This is a genomic window from Telluria sp. LT2P80 (genome assembly GCF_059685955.1).
Genome location: NZ_JCASIO010000004.1, coordinates 101,067 through 117,707, shown reverse-complemented (window position 1 = coordinate 117,707; position 16,641 = coordinate 101,067). Strand labels below are relative to the sequence as shown.

The 16,641-nt window shown below is 63.6% G+C and carries 11 protein-coding genes and 2 tRNA genes; 9 read left to right on the top strand and 4 right to left on the bottom strand.

Going from position 1 to position 16,641, the window contains the following annotated elements; all coding sequences use genetic code 11:
* Positions 1–38 precede the first annotated feature (38 nt).
* A complete protein-coding gene (locus AC56LW_RS12270) occupies positions 39–323 on the top strand; it encodes a DUF4404 family protein (RefSeq protein WP_332531298.1) in 285 nt (94 codons plus the stop codon).
* A 106-nt stretch (positions 324–429) separates the two neighbouring features.
* Positions 430–2,709, top strand: a complete 2,280-nt coding sequence (locus tag AC56LW_RS12265) for a YgiQ family radical SAM protein (RefSeq protein ID WP_499634638.1) — start codon at positions 430–432, stop codon at positions 2,707–2,709.
* A gap of 71 nt (positions 2,710–2,780) precedes the next feature.
* Here the strand turns inward: AC56LW_RS12265 and AC56LW_RS12260 are convergent, their stop codons facing one another.
* Both AC56LW_RS12260 and AC56LW_RS12255 read right to left on the bottom strand, forming a co-directional pair.
* Positions 2,781–3,977, bottom strand: coding sequence for an AI-2E family transporter (locus AC56LW_RS12260; protein ID WP_332531300.1), 1,197 nt, complete (start codon positions 3,975–3,977; stop codon positions 2,781–2,783).
* Positions 3,974–4,459, bottom strand: a complete 486-nt coding sequence (locus AC56LW_RS12255; protein ID WP_221290483.1) for a cyclic nucleotide-binding domain-containing protein — start codon at positions 4,457–4,459, stop codon at positions 3,974–3,976. The genes AC56LW_RS12260 and AC56LW_RS12255 overlap by 4 nt, the downstream gene beginning before the upstream one ends.
* 243 nt (positions 4,460–4,702) lie before the next feature.
* Here AC56LW_RS12255 and AC56LW_RS12250 point away from each other — a divergent pair, with 243 nt between their 5' ends.
* A complete protein-coding gene (locus AC56LW_RS12250; RefSeq protein WP_499634635.1) occupies positions 4,703–5,854 on the top strand; it encodes a GGDEF domain-containing protein in 1,152 nt (383 codons plus the stop codon).
* 85 nt (positions 5,855–5,939) lie between these two features.
* Here AC56LW_RS12250 and AC56LW_RS12245 read toward each other — a convergent pair.
* Positions 5,940–6,016: transfer RNA gene (locus AC56LW_RS12245), tRNA-Asp, on the bottom strand.
* Between the two features lie 40 nt (positions 6,017–6,056).
* Positions 6,057–6,132, bottom strand: a tRNA-Val gene (locus tag AC56LW_RS12240).
* Between the two features lie 375 nt (positions 6,133–6,507).
* On the opposite strand from AC56LW_RS12240, the gene AC56LW_RS12235 reads away from it, so the two are divergent.
* The 6 genes from AC56LW_RS12235 to AC56LW_RS12210 all read left to right on the top strand — a co-directional run bounded on the left by AC56LW_RS12235 (position 6,508) and on the right by AC56LW_RS12210 (position 16,624).
* Positions 6,508–8,745 (top strand): TonB-dependent receptor, encoded by a 2,238-nt coding sequence (locus tag AC56LW_RS12235; RefSeq protein ID WP_332531302.1) that lies wholly within the window; start codon positions 6,508–6,510, stop codon positions 8,743–8,745.
* A 345-nt stretch (positions 8,746–9,090) separates the two neighbouring features.
* Positions 9,091–10,908: a S8 family peptidase gene (locus AC56LW_RS12230; protein ID WP_499634632.1), complete on the top strand. Its 1,818-nt coding sequence runs from the start codon at positions 9,091–9,093 to the stop codon at positions 10,906–10,908.
* Positions 10,909–11,266: 358 nt separating this feature from the next.
* Positions 11,267–13,069, top strand: a complete 1,803-nt coding sequence (locus tag AC56LW_RS12225; protein WP_499634630.1) for a S8 family peptidase — start codon at positions 11,267–11,269, stop codon at positions 13,067–13,069.
* Between the two features lie 127 nt (positions 13,070–13,196).
* Positions 13,197–14,468, top strand: a complete 1,272-nt coding sequence (locus tag AC56LW_RS12220; protein ID WP_499634627.1) for an acetamidase/formamidase family protein — start codon at positions 13,197–13,199, stop codon at positions 14,466–14,468.
* 77 nt (positions 14,469–14,545) lie between these two features.
* Positions 14,546–15,652, top strand: a complete 1,107-nt coding sequence (dinB, locus tag AC56LW_RS12215) for a DNA polymerase IV (RefSeq protein WP_499634624.1) — start codon at positions 14,546–14,548, stop codon at positions 15,650–15,652.
* Between the two features lie 75 nt (positions 15,653–15,727).
* Positions 15,728–16,624, top strand: a complete 897-nt coding sequence (locus AC56LW_RS12210) for a recombination-associated protein RdgC (protein WP_183555176.1) — start codon at positions 15,728–15,730, stop codon at positions 16,622–16,624.
* Positions 16,625–16,641: the final 17 nt, after the last annotated feature.

The window sequence follows — 16,641 nt, the reverse complement described above, 5'->3', positions numbered from 1 at the left end:
TGCCTTACAATGAAATCGACCAATCCACGGAGACCACGATGCAACCCGAACACGATGCCGACCTGAAGGCACGCCTGAAAGCCCTGCACCGCGAACTGCAGGAAACCGGTGACACCGATGTCGAACTGGAAACGCTGCTGCGCCAGCTCGATGGCGACATCGAGAAAGTCCTCGAACGCCGCGCCGAGCAGCAGCTCGATGCAAATACCTATGGCCTGGGCTCGCGCACGCAGGAGCTGGCAGCCAGTTTTGCCGCCCGCCACCCGCGCGTCGAGCACGGCTTGCGCGAACTGGGCCAGATCCTGTCGAACATGGGCATTTGACCTGCGCTGCTGAAATAGTAGGCTAATAGCCACAAGTCATTGATTTTAAGCCATTTTTCGGGGCCTTCCATGCTCCGTAAATGGTTTTCCGGTACAATGCCGGGCAATGAACTCCCCTGCCAATCTCTTTGCGACGGTCGCCAAGCGCTCCAGCCGCGCCCCGACCGCACCCTTCCTCCCGATGTCCCGCGCCGAAATGGACGCATTGGGCTGGGATTCGTGCGACATCATCCTGATCACGGGTGACGCCTACATCGACCACCCGAGCTTCGGCATGGCGCTGGTCGGCCGGCTGCTCGAAGCGCAGGGGTACCGGGTCGGCATCATCAGCCAGCCCGACTGGACCTCGGTCGAGCCGTTCCGCGCACTGGGCAAACCCAATCTGTACTGGGGCGTCACCGCCGGCAATATGGACTCGATGGTCAACCGCTACACGGCCGACCGCAAGATCCGCTCCGACGATGCCTATACGCCCGAAGGCGCGCCGAACAAGCGCCCCGACCGCGCCGTGACCGTGTATTGCCAGCGCGCCCGTGAAGCATTTCCCGGCGTGCCGGTGATCGCCGGCAGCATCGAAGCCTCGCTGCGCCGCATCGCCCACTACGATTACTGGTCCGATAAAGTGCGCCGCTCGGTGCTGTTCGAATCGAAGGCCGACCTGCTCATCTTCGGCAACGCCGAGCGCGCGCTGGTCGACCTGACGCGCCGCATCGCTGCGGGCGAAAACATCAAGACGATCCGCGATCTGCGCGGCACCGCCTTCCTGGTGCCGCTGGGCTGGCTGCCGGACGAAGAGTGGAGCGTGCACAATTCCACCCGCGTGGACGTGCCGGGCCGCATCGACAAGCAGCCGAACCCGTACGCGATGGCACTGGAAGACCCGAAGGCCTGCGCGCTCGACAACGCCGCGCCCGAGCCCGAGGTCAAGCCGATCATGATCATGACGCGCGAGCAGCGCCAGGCCGCGGCCCGCGAAAAAGCGGCCAAGACCGTCGTGCGCCTGCCGAGCTTTGAAACCGTCAGCGCCGACCCGGTCATGTACGCGCACACGTCGCGCGTGTTCCACCTCGAATCGAACCCGGGCAATGCACGTGCGCTGGTACAGGCGCACGGCGACCGTGACGTCTGGCTGAATCCGCCGCCGCTGCCGCTGGCGATGGACGAGATGGACAATGTCTACGACATGGCCTACGCCCGCGCGCCGCACCCGAGCTACGGCAAGGCGCACATCCCGGCCTGGGAAATGATCCGCTACTCGGTCAACATCATGCGCGGCTGCTTCGGCGGCTGCACCTTCTGCTCGATCACCGAGCACGAAGGGCGCATCATCCAGAGCCGTTCCGAGCCGTCGATCCTGCGCGAAATCGAACTGATCCGCGACACGACCAAGAACTTCGCCGGCACGATCACCGACCTCGGTGGCCCCACCGCGAACATGTACCGCCTGGCGTGCAAGGAAAAGACGATCGAGGAAAGCTGCCGCCGCCTGTCGTGCGTGTACCCGACCATCTGCAGCAACCTGGGCACCGACCACAGCAAGCTGATCTCGCTGTACCGCAAGGCGCGCGCGATCCCCGGCATCAAGAAGATCCTGATCGGTTCGGGCCTGCGCTACGACCTGGCCGTGCGCTCGCCCGAATACGTGAAAGAGCTGGTCACGCACCACGTCGGCGGCCTGTTGAAGATCGCACCGGAGCACACCGAAGCGGGCACGCTGTCGAAGATGATGAAGCCGGGCATCGGCGCCTATGACGAGTTCAAGCGCATGTTCGACAAGTACTCGCTCGAAGCCGGCAAGAAGCAGTACCTGATCCCGTACTTCATCGCGGCCCACCCGGGCTCGACCGACGAAGACATGCTGAACCTGGCGCTGTGGCTGAAGAAAAACAACTTCAAGCTCGACCAGGTGCAGACGTTCACGCCGACCCCGATGGCGATGGCCACGACGATGTACCACTCGCGCCGCAACCCGCTGGCCAAGGTGACCGAGGATTCGGAAATCGTCGAGACGGCAAAGAGCGGCAAGACGCGCAAACTCCACAAGGCGTTCCTGCGCTATTACGATCCCGAAAACTGGCCGATCCTGCGCGAAGGCCTGTATCGCATGGGGCGTGGCGACCTGATCGGTAACAGCGACCGGCACCTGATCCCGGCCCCGGGCGGCGAGATGGCCAGCGGCTCGCTGCGCGAAGAGCGCCGCGGCCCGGGCATGGCGCCGAAAGGGCGGCCAGCCGATGGCGCGCAGAAGCGTCCAATGGGCGCCGGCGCTCCACGCGGCCGCACCGACCGCACGCCGGCCACCACGCCGTTCATGGCGCCGCCGTCGAAGGTCAAGCCGTCGATCCTGTCGACCATCAAGGCCAAGCCAAAGACCGTGCGCAAATAAACACGATCGATGGGATAAAAAAAACCGGCGCCTGGGGCGCCGGTTTTTTTTCGATAGTGCGATGTTGTCCGTTACGGTTTGGTCTTCAATTTCGCATTCGGCGTCGGCGCCCCGCGCCGCTCGCGCGCGATGTCCAGGTCCATGCTGGCCTGTCGTGTGCGCAGCGAATTGGCATAGCGGTGCCGTGCACGCAGGCGCGGGTGCGTGACCAGGACGCCCAGGGTCTCGCCGATCACCATCACCACGCCCAGCAGCGGCAGCACCAGCATCAGTCCCACCACGCCCGCCAGCATGCCGCCGACAAAGATCATCAGCACCGTCACCAGCGGATGGATGTGCAGGCTGCGGCCCAGCGTGGCCGGCATGAAGATGAAGTCGTCCAGCAGGCGCACCAGCACGAACACGCCAATCGCGCCATAGGCCATCAGCGGGTTGCCCGGCGCATCGGTCGAGGCGACGATGACGACCAGCGCGCAGCCGGCGATCGAGCCGACGAACGGCACCCAGGCCAGCACCGCCGAGATCAGGCCCAACAGCAGGGGCGAGGACACGCCGATGATCCACAGGCCCAGCGCCAGCACGATCGTGTCGAGCACCGTCAGCTTGAGCAGGCCTTCGAAGTAGCGGCGCGCGGTCTGGTCGACTTCGTGCAGCAGGTACAGCGCCGGTTCGAAGTAGGCGTTCGGCACCGCGCGCGCCAGGAACTTCTTGAAGCGCACACCGTCGCGCAGCAGGAAGAAGCTGAGAAACGGCGCCAGGAACAGCGACGGCACCCAGGTCACGATGCCCACGACGATGTCGCCCAGGTGGTTCTGCGCGAAGTCGCTGGTGTAGTTGGTGAACGCGCGATTGACGGTCGAGGTCAGGCGCATCTCGGCCAGCAGCGGGAACTTCGCTTCCAGCAAACCCATCGAATTGCGTACGAAGGCGACGCCACCGTCGAGGTACAGGCTGATCGTCGCTTCCCATGAATCTTCTTCGGGGCCGTCGCCCCAGGCCATGGCGGCCGTCAGCGCCAGCGCGGTCAGTGTAAAGAACAGCGTGCAGACCCACAGCGCGGCAGCGTTGCGGCCAAAGCCCGCGCGCACCATGCGCTGCATCGGGCCCAGCAGGATGTAATACAGGACGGCGCCGAAGATGAAGGGCAGGGCGAGCCATAGCAGCTTCTGGACGACGAGCAGCAGCAGGCAGGTGCCGCCGATGATGCCGGTCCAGACGACCGGGCCGGCGCGCTCGGGGCCGTGGGCAGGGTCGAGGTGGGTGCTCACAACGCTTCCAGCTGTGGCCGGCCGGTGCCCATCCATTCACGCAGGCGCAGGCCAATGTGGCGCGCCAGTGCCAGCGAGATCTTGTAGCCGATGACGGCGTCGGTTTCCATCAGGCCCAGGAAGTCGGCGCGGAAGAACACGGCCACTTCGCATGGCTCGAGGGCGCGTGCCTGGGCATTGCGGGGCGAATTGTCGAGCAGCGCCAGGTCGCCAAAAAAGCCGCCCGGCTCGAGCTCGGCCACGACCTGCGTCATGCCTTCGTGCAGGCGGCTGATGCGCACCCGGCCGCTCATCAACAGATACAGCGCCTGGCCCTCTTCGCCCTCGTCGAACATGATTTCGTCTTTTAAATAGCGGCGCTCGTGCAGCAAGCCATCGACGATCTTCAGTTCCAGCGGCGTCAGCGCAGCAAACAGCGATGAGCTCTTGAGCCGATGCAGGCGCGGCGACATGCGCGGGGGTTTGAGAAAACGAAAAATCAAGGCGTGCTCCAGGGTGGTGCGGTCTGTTGTCTGTTTGATTATCCGCGATCGGATGCTGCCACGCATCAAAAAGCGTCGCGTGCGCGCGGCGGTGTGGCGGCGCGTCCATAAGGCAGGTCAAGCGTGCGCTCACCTGTATTAAAAAACGTGTAACATAATTCCCTAGTGCAACATCAGTGGTTTTTTTGTAAAGCCGCGCGTGATGAGGCGAGGCGGGTGCAAGTGCCTTTTCAAGGACAGGCAGTGATTGATATACAGACTTTTCTTCTTGCACTCGGCATCGGCAACGTCGGCTTTGCGATTCTGATGGCGGGATACACCCACGGCGCCGCGCCCAGTGCCGGGCTGCGCCTGTGGATGTGGGCGCGGCTTGGCATGGGCGTGAGCCAGCTGATCGGTTGGGCCAGTCCGGTACTGGGCCTGCCGCTGATCGTCGGCCTGGAGGGCCTCGTCTGGATTCTCGCCATGTCCCTTGAAATGGCGGCGTATTGCGTGTTCTTCGGCTTCGCACGCTGGGGCCGGGTGCTGCTGCCGATCACGCTGCTGTCTTCTGCCATCATGCTGGCTGGCGCAGTGCGTGGGGCCAGTCACGTTCAGCTCAGTGTACTCGTGGGCGTCGTGGTGGCGTTCTTCGCCGCTGCCATGGCGTGGGCGCTGCTGCGCCGGCGCAGCGCGTCGCTGCTGCAGCGGATCATCGGCATCAACGACGCGCTGTTCGCCACGGCTGTCGCCGTCTGGGTCGTTTCGGGATGGCTGAACAAGGGCCCGCTCGACCACAGCGCTGCCCAGCAGGTGGCGTACCTGACGGGCTACGTGCTCATGATCGTCAACGGCTTCGGCTTTTTGTTGCTGTGCAAGCAGAAGGACGACAGCCGGATGGCGAAGCTGGCCACGACCGATTCCCTGACAGGATTGCCAAACCGCCACGCATTTCTTGAACAGGCCGACGGCGCGCGCCTGCTGGCCCAGCGTCAGCGTACCGGCCTGGGCCTCCTGATGATCGACATCGACCACTTCAAGCAAATCAATGACCGCTGGGGCCATGCTTCCGGCGACGAGGCGCTGGTGGTATTTGCACGCACCATACGGCAACTCCTGCGCGAACACGAAACGATCGGCCGCGTGGGTGGCGAAGAATTCGCGCTGCTGCTGCCCGGGGCCGATCTCGATGCGGCGGTGCAGGCTGCCGAGCGGTTGCGTCGGGCGATCCGCGAAGCGACGGTCATCACCAGCGGTCCGACCTACCGGATGACGGTCAGCATCGGCGTCGTGGTGCTCGATCCGCACGAAGATCTGGGTGGGGCCATGGCGCGTGCCGACCATGCGCTGTACGCGGCCAAGCGCGCGGGGCGGGATCGGGTGGAAATCGGGGAGTTGATGCGCAAGCGGGCGTAACGTGGCAGCGGTGTGCAAGCCGTCACGCAAACGCGCGCAGAAAAAGAAAAAGGGCCCGACGAATCGGACCCTTCTTCAGTGATGCTGGCGGAGCGGACGGGGCTCGAACCCGCGACCCCCGGCGTGACAGGCCGGTATTCTAACCAACTGAACTACCACTCCGTTTTACTAAGATCAGCCTTCGATCCATCGTCGAGATGCTTGGTGGGCGCTGAGAGGCTCGAACTCCCGACCTAATCCGTGTAAGGGATCCGCTCTACCAACTGAGCTAAGCGCCCATCTCGTTGATGTCTACTGACGCTTGTCATTGCGTCGAAGAGGACCGAATTATAGAGGGTGCGTTTGAGGGTCTGCAAGGGGTTTTTCGAAAAAATATCGAAAGCGCTATTTTTTCTGGTTGCTGGCCCCGTCCGCAGCCAACGATCTGCATGTGTTGTAATCATGGCGTCAACGAGTTATTTGCTTGCCCGACTGATAACCATCACGGACAATACCGCCTTTAGCAAGTCGGCAACCTTAAAACATCGCAAAGATGGGCGCCACAGATGCGCGTTGCCAAGGGCGGGGTAGCACCGCCCGCGCACCCGGCGGGGGGGCGTTGGAAAAGAAGAACGGAGACACCGGTTCTTTTATCATCACCAGGAAAATACTCCATGACCAAGATGTCCAAGATGCACAAGCGCGTCACCTGCTCCCATGGCGCAGCGCTGGCGTTCCTCGTCCTGCTGCCGATCGCCCAGGCTGCAGCCCAGACGGCGGCCCCGGCCGAACCGGCGCCCGAGTCCCTGCAGCTGCAATCGGTCACCGTGACCGCGCAGCGCCGTACCGAGAACATCCGCGACGTGCCGGTGTCGGTGACGGCCCTCAAGGGTGACAAGCTGGACGTCCTGGTCTCGGGTGGCGACGACATCCGCCTGCTGGCCGGCAAAGTGCCGAGCCTGAACGTGGAATCGTCGAACGGCCGTACCTTCCCGCGCTTTTACATCCGCGGCTACGGCAATACCGACTTCAACACCTTCGCCTCGCAGCCGGTCTCGCTCGTGTACGACGACATCGTGCAAGAGAACCCGATCCTCAAGGGCTTCCCGATCTTCGACCTGGCCAGCGTCGAAGTGCTGCGCGGCCCGCAGGGCACGCTGTTCGGCCGTAATACCCCGGCCGGCGTCGTCAAGTTCGAGTCCGAAAAGCCACGCCTGAACAGCACCGAAGGCTACTACAACGTGTCGGCGGCATCGCACTACACGTTCAATGCCGAAGGCGCCGTCAACGTGCCGCTGTCGAGCAACGTGGCAATGCGCGTGTCGGCCGTCGGCCAGCACCGCGACGACTACGTCGACAACTACAGCACCCCGGCCAAGACCACCAAACGCGGTGAGCTCGACGGCTACAACGAACACGCCGAGCGCGTGCAGTTCTTGTACAGCAAAGATGGTGTTACCGGCCTGCTGGGCTTCCACCAGCGTCAGACCAATGGCAGCGCACGTCTGTTCCGCGCCAACCTGATCAAGAAGGGCAGCAACACCTTCGCCGACGGTACCGATCTGGACCAGATCGTCACCAACGCGATGAATGACCAGGACCTGAAAACCAACGGCATCAACCTGCGTCTGGAATGGGATCTGGGCGGCTACAAGCTGTCGTCGATCACCGGTTACGAGCACATCATCGGTTACTCGAGCCGCGGCGACATCGACGGCGGCACGCCGACCGGCCCGGGCTTCATCCCGTTCCAGGTCGAGACCAACGGCTACATCAACAACCTCGACCAGTACAGCCAGGAATTCCGCGTCGAATCGCAGAACACCGGCCCGTTCAACTGGCAGACCGGCGTCTACTTCTTCGATGAAGATGTCACCGGCGGCAGCGACAACTTCGACAGCACCACCTACGCGCGCACCTCGCGCCTGGTGTCGACCCAGAAGAACAAGGCCTGGGCCGCGTTCGCTTCGGCAACGTACAACCTGACCCCTGACTGGACCATCCGCGGCGGCGTGCGCTACACCAAGGACGAGAAAGAGTTCCGCACCATCGAAGCGACCAACGTCGTCCAGATCGGCCCGTCGTCGGTCGAAGCGGACAAGAAGAAGGTCAGCTGGGATCTGTCGGCCACCTACAAGCTCACGCCTGACGTGAACGTGTACGGCCGCGCGGCCACGGGCTTCCGCGCTCCGAGTATCGCTGCTGCGTCGGCGTCGGTGCCGATCACCGTGGCCGATGCCGAGACCATCAAGTCGGTCGAGCTGGGCATCAAGGCTGACCTGTTCGAGCGCCGCGCACGTGGTTCGTTCTCGATCTATGACTACACGATCGACGACCAGCAGCTGACCGTGGTGGGTGGCAATTCGAACGTCAACCGCCTGATCAACGCCGACAAGACCAAGGGCCGTGGCGCCGAGTTCGACTTCGAAGCGGCGATCAGCACCGCCCTGCGCATGAGCGCCGGCGCGAGCTACAACTACACGCAGATCCGTGACGGCAGCCTGTCGGTCAACCGCTGCGCACAGTGCACGATCACCGATCCGATCAACGGCGCCGGCCGTGTCGTGATCGATGGCAATGCACTGCCACAGGCACCGCGCTGGACCTTCAACGCGACGGCCCGCTACGGCGTACCGTTCCGTGACGGCGAGCTGTACTTCTACACCGACTGGTCTTACCGCAGCAAGGTCAACTTCTTCCTGTACGAGTCGACCGAGTTCACCGGTGCACCACTGACCGAAGGCGGCGTGCGCGTCGGCTACATCTTCGGCAACGGCAAGTATGAAGTGGCAGCCTTCGGCCGCAACGTGCTCGACCAGCGCCGTATCACTGGCGCCATCGACTTCAACAACCTGACCGGCTTCACCAACGAGCCGCGCCAGTGGGGCATGCAATTCAAGGGTAATTTCTAAGAATTGACCGGCCTCGCATGAGGCTTGCGTGTCACAAACGAAAAGGGCCGCGCATTGCGCGGCCCTTTTTTGCATCTGAGAACTATGCGATAAATCTTCGTCAACAAATTTTAGGTGTCAAGTATTCTGTTAAATTTGTGTTTCACCGAACAAAACATGGTTTTGCAAAATTTAGGCATGTAACCGTTGTATGCACGCTTCACTTCTTCAGGTTTGCGTTCCGTCAAATCTTTCTTTCGCGCTACGCTGGCTGAGCCGCCTCGATGCGGCGCCGGCAACGTCCGGACTTACAACGATACGGGCGAGCCCTTTCGCCCGACGGAAAACCTTGAACAAGGAAGAAAAATGAAGCAAACGCATTCGATTCGTCCTGTCGTATTGAAGATGTGCGCCGCGGTATCCCTGGCGCTGGCCTCGAGTGCAGCCCTGGCGGCTGCGGGCGATGCGGCGTCCCCGGGGCCACAGTTCATTGTGGAAACCGACCGGATCATCGTGAAGTACCGCGACGCGCAACCGGCCGTCAATGGCATCGCTGCGCGCGTGGCCAGTACCAGCAGCGAGCGCAAGGCCAAGCTCGACCGTGCCGGCCAGCAGTTCGGCATGGTGGTCCAGGAAAGTCACCCGATTTCCACCGGCGCGAAAGTGTTCAAGCTCGACCGCAAGCGCAATCTTGCCGAAGTGAAGTCCCTGGCCGCCGAGATGATGGCGCGCGATCCGTCGATCGAATATGCCGAGCCGGACCGCATCATGACGCACATGGCCACGCCGACCGACCCGCGCTATACCGACCAGTGGCATTACTACGAAACGGCGGGTGGCCTGCGCCTGCCGGCCGCCTGGGATGTCTCGACCGGCGCCGGCGTGATCGTGGCCGTGATCGACACGGGCTCGCGGCCCCATGCCGACCTGAGCGGCCAGCAACTGGCCGGCTATGACTTCATCAGCACCGCTGCCATCGGCAACGACGGTAACGGCCGCGACAGCGACGCGAGCGACCCGGGCGACGCCGTCACCGCGGGTTCCTGCGGCAGTGGCCAGCCAACCCGTGACCAGCCATCGAGCTGGCACGGCACGCACGTGGCCGGCACGGTGGCAGCACGCACCAACAACGGCGCCGGCGTCGCAGGCGTGGCCTACAACGCCAAGGTCCTGCCGGTACGCGTGCTGGGCAAGTGCGGTGGCTACACGTCCGACATCGCCGACGCCATCACCTGGTCGTCCGGCGGAACGGTGTCGGGCGTACCGGCCAATGCCAACAAGGCGCGCGTGCTGAACCTGTCGCTGGGCGGCGGCGGCGCCTGCGATGCAACCACGCAAAACGCGATCAACGGTGCCCGCTCGCGCGGCGCGGTGGTGGTGGTCGCTGCCGGCAACGACGCCGTCAACGTCAGCAACGCCAGTCCTGCCAACTGCTCGGGCGTGATCGCGGTGGCGGCCACCGGCCGTACCGGCGGGCGCGCGTCGTACTCGAACTTCGGCACGCTGGTGGACGTCGCAGCGCCTGGCGGCGACGGCGCCTCGGGCGTGCTGTCGACGCTCAACAGCGGCACCGGCGCACCGGCCGCGGACAGCTACGCAGCCTACCAGGGCACGTCGATGGCCACGCCGCACGTGGCCGGCGTGGCGGCGCTGATGCTGGCGGTCAATACCAACCTGACGCCGGACGAGATCGAGTCGAAACTCAAGTCGACGGCGCGCGCGTTCCCGGCCAGTTGCTCGGGTTGCGGCACCGGCATCGTCGATGCCGCCGCTGCCGTGGCGTCGGCCACAGGGGGCGGTGGCGGCACACCGGTCACCACGCTGGCCGAGAGCGAGTCGAACAACACGACGGGCACGGCAGATGCGGTCGCGGCCAGCAACACGACCGTCACCGGCAACCTGGGCAGCACGACCGACACCGATTATCTCCGCGTCGATCTGCCAGCCGGCAAGACACTGGCGGCGAGCTTGACCGCGACATCGACGACGGCCGACTACGACCTGTACGTGTACAGCAGCACCGGTGCGCAGTTGGGCACCAGCCAGAACGGCGCCGGCGCGACCGATACCGTCAATTCGGCCAATACCACCAGCAGCACGGCGATCCGTTACGTCCGGGTGACCTATTACAGTGGCGGCACGGGCACGACCAACGGCCGCTATTCGCTGAAGCTGAATTGGTAAGCCGGTGACCCTGCGCCATCTTCATGGCCAGGGTCGTTTTTTGGATCCAGGACACGCGCGATTCGTTCGCGCGTGTTTTTTTTCGGTTCAAGATTCTCTGTTCATGATTATTAATCAACAAAAATAAGCCGTTACATATTTCGCGTTCAAAAAGTTACGCCAAAGAAAAAATGTTAATGAGGAAACGACCAGTACAAGTGTTGTAACTATGCTGAACGGGTGTGATTTTCCACGCGACAATATGTTTCCTTGGGGCTACTCTTGAACCTGCCGCTATCGTGCGGCACCCGGTGCAGCTGGTCTTGTCATGACTCAGGCGCATCGACATGCCTGATGCAGAACTTGAACGGGAAAAATCATGAAACAAACGCATTCGATGCACGCCGTGGCCTTGACGCAGCGCGCTGCACTCTGGCTGGCGCTGGCATCCCTCCCGGCGTTCGCCGCCGCCGCAGGCTCCCAAGAGCCGCAATCCATTCTGGAAACCGACCGCGTCATCGTGAAGTACCGCGACGCCCAACCCGCCGCCAATGGATCGACGGTGATCGTGGAAGGTGGGAGCAGCGCGCGCAAGGCCAGGATTGATCGCGCCGGTCAGCAATTTGGCGTGCTGGTCCGGGAGAGCCATGCGCTGTCGAACGGCGCAAAGGTGTTCAAGCTCGATCGCCGGCACAATCTGGCCGAGGTGCGCTCGCTGGCGACCGAGATGATGATGCGCGATGCGTCGATCGAATATGCCGAGCCAGACCGCATCATGACGCACTCGGCCACGCCGACCGACCCGCGTTATAACGACCAGTGGCATTACTACGATACCGTTGGCGGGTTGCGCCTGCCGGCCGCCTGGGATATCTCGACCGGTACCGGCGTGGTAGTGGCCGTGATCGACACCGGCTACCGCCCGCACGCCGATCTGAGCGGGCAGATCCTGCCGGGCTACGACTTCATCAGCACCGCCGCCATCGGCAATGACGGCAACGGGCGCGACAACGATGCCAGCGACCCGGGTGACGGCATCACGGCCGGCGCCTGCGGTGGCGGTCAGCCATTTTCCGACCAGCCATCCAGCTGGCACGGCACGCATGTGGCCGGTACGGTGGCAGCGCGCACCAACAATGGCGCCGGCGTGGCGGGCGTGGCGTACAACGCCAAGATCCTGCCGGTACGCGTGCTGGGCAAGTGCGGTGGCTACACCTCCGATATCGCCGATGCGATCACCTGGGCATCCGGTGGTACCGTTTCCGGCGTGCCGGCCAATCCCAACAAGGCGCGCGTGCTGAACCTGTCGCTGGGCGGGGGCGGGGCCTGCAGCGCGACGATGCAGAACGCGGTCAACGGGGCGCGCGCGCGCGGCGCGGTGGTGGTGGCCGCAGCGGGCAATTCGGCCATGGACGTCAGAAACGCGAGTCCGGCCAACTGCACCGGCGTGATCGCGGTGGCCGCTACTGGCCGCACCGGCGGGCGGGCACGCTATTCCAATTTCGGCACCCTGGTCGCGCTGGCCGCACCGGGCGGCGATGGCGCCTCAGGCGTGCTTTCCACGCTCAACAGCGGCCGGAGCGGGCCGCTGGCGGACACCTACGCGCTCTACCAGGGCACGTCGATGGCCGCGCCGCACGTGGCCGGCGTGGCAGCACTGATGCTGGCGGCCAACACCAACCTGACGCCGGACGTGATCGCAGCGCAGCTGAAGTCAACGGCGCGCGCGTTTCCGGCCAGTTGCACGGGATGCGGCGCCGGCATCGTCAATGCGGCGGCCGCTGCCGCATGGGCCAAAAACAGCGCTGCACCTGTCGTGGTTGCTGAAAGCGAAGCGAACAACACCATCGCCACCGCCGATCCCGTCACGCCTGTCAATGCCAGCGTTACCGGCAACCTGGGCACGACGACCGATACCGATTACTTCCGGGTCGATCTGCCGGCCGGCAAGACGCTCAAGGCCAGCTTGAGCGCGGTGCTGGCAACGGCCAACTATGACCTGCAGCTGTACAACAGCGCAGGCAAGCAACTGAGCGCGAGCGTGAACCGCGCCGGCGTGGCCGACACCGCCACCTTCGCCAATACCAGCACCAGCACGGCGGTCCTCTATCTGCGCGTGCTCTTTACCAGTGGCGGCACCGGCACCAGCAATGGCCGGTATGCGCTGTCAGTGATACGGTAGACCGCGCCTGCGCGCCTCGCCGGTGCGCATATGGCCGGGCTGCCGCGTGATCTGCCTGATTTCACATGGCACGTTGATTGCATGCATACAGGGTTCCCTGCCAAGCAGCCATCGACCGGAGTCCATCATGAAATTGCGCACCATTACGCTCGCGACCGCCCTTGCCCTGGCCGTGTTTGCACCCGCAACGGCGGTGTTCGCCCAGACCGCCGACAAGCTCCCGCTGCAACCGCTGGCCGACAAGCCGGGGCGGGTCGTCGTCCCCGGCACCAGGCACGAGGTGTATTACGTGCCCTCGACGGTGGAAACGGTCACTTGGGGCTACTTGCCGAATGCGGCCACCAAGCCGGTGCTGTCAGTGCCATCCGGTGCGACGATTGTCTTCGACACGCTGTCGCATGAAGGCCTGGTCGAGGACCAGGGCCGCAATCCGCTGGCGTATTTTGGCAGCAAGGGCATTCCTGCCAATATGGTCCTCAAGGATGGCATCGCCATCACGGGCTCGTCGATGGCCCATGATTTTGCCAAGGACGGGCCGCACATCGTGACCGGGCCGGTTGCGATCGACGGCGCCGAGCCGGGCGATGTGCTCAAGGTCGAGCTGCTGTCGGCCGTGCCGCGCGTGCCGTATGGCGTGATTTCGAATCGCCACGGCAAGGGGGCATTGCCCGGCGAATTCCCGGAAACGCCGAAGCCGACAGCAGATGCCTCGGCCGCCAACCCGGGCGCCTACAACAACGTATCGGTGTTCACCCCGATCCGGCGCACCAAGGCGGGCAAGTGGGAAGCCGTGATGAAGACCGCCGACGGCACCGAAGTGACGTTCCCGACCGCGCCGTTCATGGGCGTGATGGGTGTCGCGGCTGACACGACCAAGCCGGTGCACTCGGTGCCGCCCGGCCTGTACGGCGGCAATATGGACATCAACGACCTGGGCGTCGGTTCGACCGTCTACCTGCCGGTGCTGGTCAAGGGCGGCAATTTCTACACGGGCGACCCACACATGGCGCAGGGCGATGGCGAGGTGGCGCTGACCGCACTCGAGCATTCGATGCGCCCGACCTTCCGCATCACGGTGCTGAAAAAAGGCGACCCCGGCATTCCATCGCGCTCGGGCAGCCTGGCCAGGCCGCTTGGCGAGACGGCCGATCACTGGGTGACGATCGGCCTGAACCCCGATCTGGACGAAGCGATGAAGGATGCCACGCGCGAATCGATCCGCTTCCTGACCGAGATGCTGGGCATGGACCGTCCCACCGCATTTGCCTATCTGAGCGCAGCCAGCGACTTCCAGGTCAGCCAGGTGGTCGACGGCACCAAGGGCGTGCACGGGATGATCCGCAAGGCCGACTTCAGCAAGGTGAAGAACGGCTTCACCGGGAAGAATGCCAAGAAATAAGCAAGATTTGCATGGGGAAGATTTTTAGAAGATACTGTATGCAATTACAGTAAGCGACCCCGGCAGTTTGTGACCGCATGGGGCGGCCCGCCAGCGTGAACGCCCCAGCCCGAAAAATCATCCACTGCGATTGCGACTGCTTTTATGCATCGGTCGAGATGCGCGACGATCCGTCGCTGCGCGGCCGGCCGCTGGCAGTGGGCGGGCGCGCCGACCAGCGTGGCGTGGTTGCCACCTGCAATTACGAGGCGCGCCGCTTCGGCATCCATTCGGCGATGGCCACGGCCCAGGCGATGAAGCTGTGTCCGGAGCTGGTGGTGATTCCGCCGGCAATGGAAAAGTACCGCATCGCGTCCAGCCAGATCATGGCCATCTACCAGGATTACACGGAGATCGTCGAGCCGCTGTCGCTCGACGAAGCCTATCTGGACGTGACCGATTCGCCGCACTGCAAGGGCAGCGCGACGCTGATCGCGCAAGAGATCCGGCGCCGCATCGTCGAGACGGTGGGCATCACGGCCTCGGCCGGCGTGGGGCCGAACAAGTTCGTCGCCAAGATCGCCAGCGACTGGAACAAGCCTGACGGCCTGTTCCTGGTGCGGCCCGAAGAAGTCGACGCGTTTGTTGCGGCGCTGCCGGTCAAGAAACTGCACGGCGTGGGCAAGGTCACGGCTGAAAAACTGAACCGGCTCGGCGCCCAGACCTGCGCCGACCTGCGCGGCTGGAGCCTGGACAAGCTGCAAGAACATATGGGCAGCTTCGGCGTGCGGCTGTATGACCTGAGCCGCGGGATCGACCATCGCGAAGTGAATACCTCGCGCGAGCGCAAGTCGATCAGCACCGAGGAAACCTACACGCCGGACGTGCCCGACCTGGCCGCCTGCCTGAAGCTGCTGCCTGATCTGCACGAGCATCTGCTGGGCCGGATCAAGCGGGCAAATGCTGAAAAACTCATCAACAAGCTGTTCGTGAAGATCAAGTTTTCGGACTTCCAGCAGACAACGGTCGAATGTGTGGGATATGCGCCCAACATTCCGACATATGGACGTTTACTGGAGACCGGCTGGGCACGCGCCAGCCGGCCGGTGCGATTATTGGGCGTCGGCGTGCGCCTGGGCGACACCGAGATTGTCGAGCAGTTACGGCTGTTCGACGATTCTCTGGACGACGCGACAACCCCCTGACATTTTTGACGCTGCGGCTCCTGTGCAGCGTAGAATGTCGTTCCCTTGTATTAGTGAAACAATCGGATTAAGCCTATGTGGTTCAAGAATCTCCAGATCTACCGCCTGCCGGCCCCTTGGGCCTACACCCCTGAACAGCTGGAAAAGGCCCTCGAGCCGGGCAGCTTCGTGCCTGCCAACAGCAACGAATTGCTGCGCCAGGGCTGGGATGCGCCGCGCCCGAATGGCGGCCTGGTCCATGTCGTGAACAAGCAGATGCTGATCATGCTGGGCACCGAAAAGAAATTGCTGCCGGCATCGGTGATCAACCAGGTGGCCAAGGCCAAGGCGGCCGAAATGGAAGAAGCGCAGGGCTTCCCGCCAGGCAAAAAAGCCATGAAGGAACTGAAGGAGCGCGTGGCCGACGAACTGCTGCCGCGCGCCTTTACGCTGCGCAGCAATGTCTGGACCTGGATCGACCCGGTCAATGGCTGGCTCGTGGTCGATGCGGCCAGCCCGGCCAAGGCCGACGATGTCGTCAAGCTGCTGCTCAAGGCCGTCGACAAGATGCCGCTGGAGTCGCTCCGTGTGCAGCGCTCGCCGGTGGCCGTGATGACCGGCTGGCTCGAAGCCGATGAAGCGCCGTACGGCTTCACGATCGACCAGGACACCGAACTGCGCGCCACCGGCGAGAGCCGCGCCGCAGTGCGCTACGTGAAGCACACGCTGGAACCGGACGACATCCGCCGCCACATCGCTGCCGGCAAACAGTGCACGCGCCTGGCCATGACCTGGAACGACCGCGTCAGCTTCGTGCTGACCGAGTCGCTGGCCATCAAGGGCATCAAGCCTCTGGACGTGATCAAGGAAGGCGAAAGCGCAACCCACAACGACGACGAACGTTTCGACAACGATATCGTCCTGATGACGGGCGAGCTGTCGAAGATGCTGGCTGATATCGTCGAAGCGCTGGGCGGCGAAGCCAAGGCATAAGCAGGCGCAGGTGCATT

Bases quoted from the DNA above. Each gene is read 5' to 3' on its own strand.
- AC56LW_RS12230 (WP_499634632.1), top strand. From the start codon at position 9,091: ATGAAGCAAACGCATTCGATTCGTCCTGTCGTATTGAAGATGTGCGCC.
- dinB (WP_499634624.1), top strand. From the start codon at position 14,546: ATGGGGCGGCCCGCCAGCGTGAACGCCCCAGCCCGAAAAATCATCCAC.
- AC56LW_RS12235 (WP_332531302.1), top strand. From the start codon at position 6,508: ATGACCAAGATGTCCAAGATGCACAAGCGCGTCACCTGCTCCCATGGC.
- AC56LW_RS12270 (WP_332531298.1), top strand. From the start codon at position 39: ATGCAACCCGAACACGATGCCGACCTGAAGGCACGCCTGAAAGCCCTG.
- AC56LW_RS12220 (WP_499634627.1), top strand. From the start codon at position 13,197: ATGAAATTGCGCACCATTACGCTCGCGACCGCCCTTGCCCTGGCCGTG.
- AC56LW_RS12210 (WP_183555176.1), top strand. From the start codon at position 15,728: ATGTGGTTCAAGAATCTCCAGATCTACCGCCTGCCGGCCCCTTGGGCC.
- AC56LW_RS12225 (WP_499634630.1), top strand. From the start codon at position 11,267: ATGAAACAAACGCATTCGATGCACGCCGTGGCCTTGACGCAGCGCGCT.
- AC56LW_RS12265 (WP_499634638.1), top strand. From the start codon at position 430: ATGAACTCCCCTGCCAATCTCTTTGCGACGGTCGCCAAGCGCTCCAGC.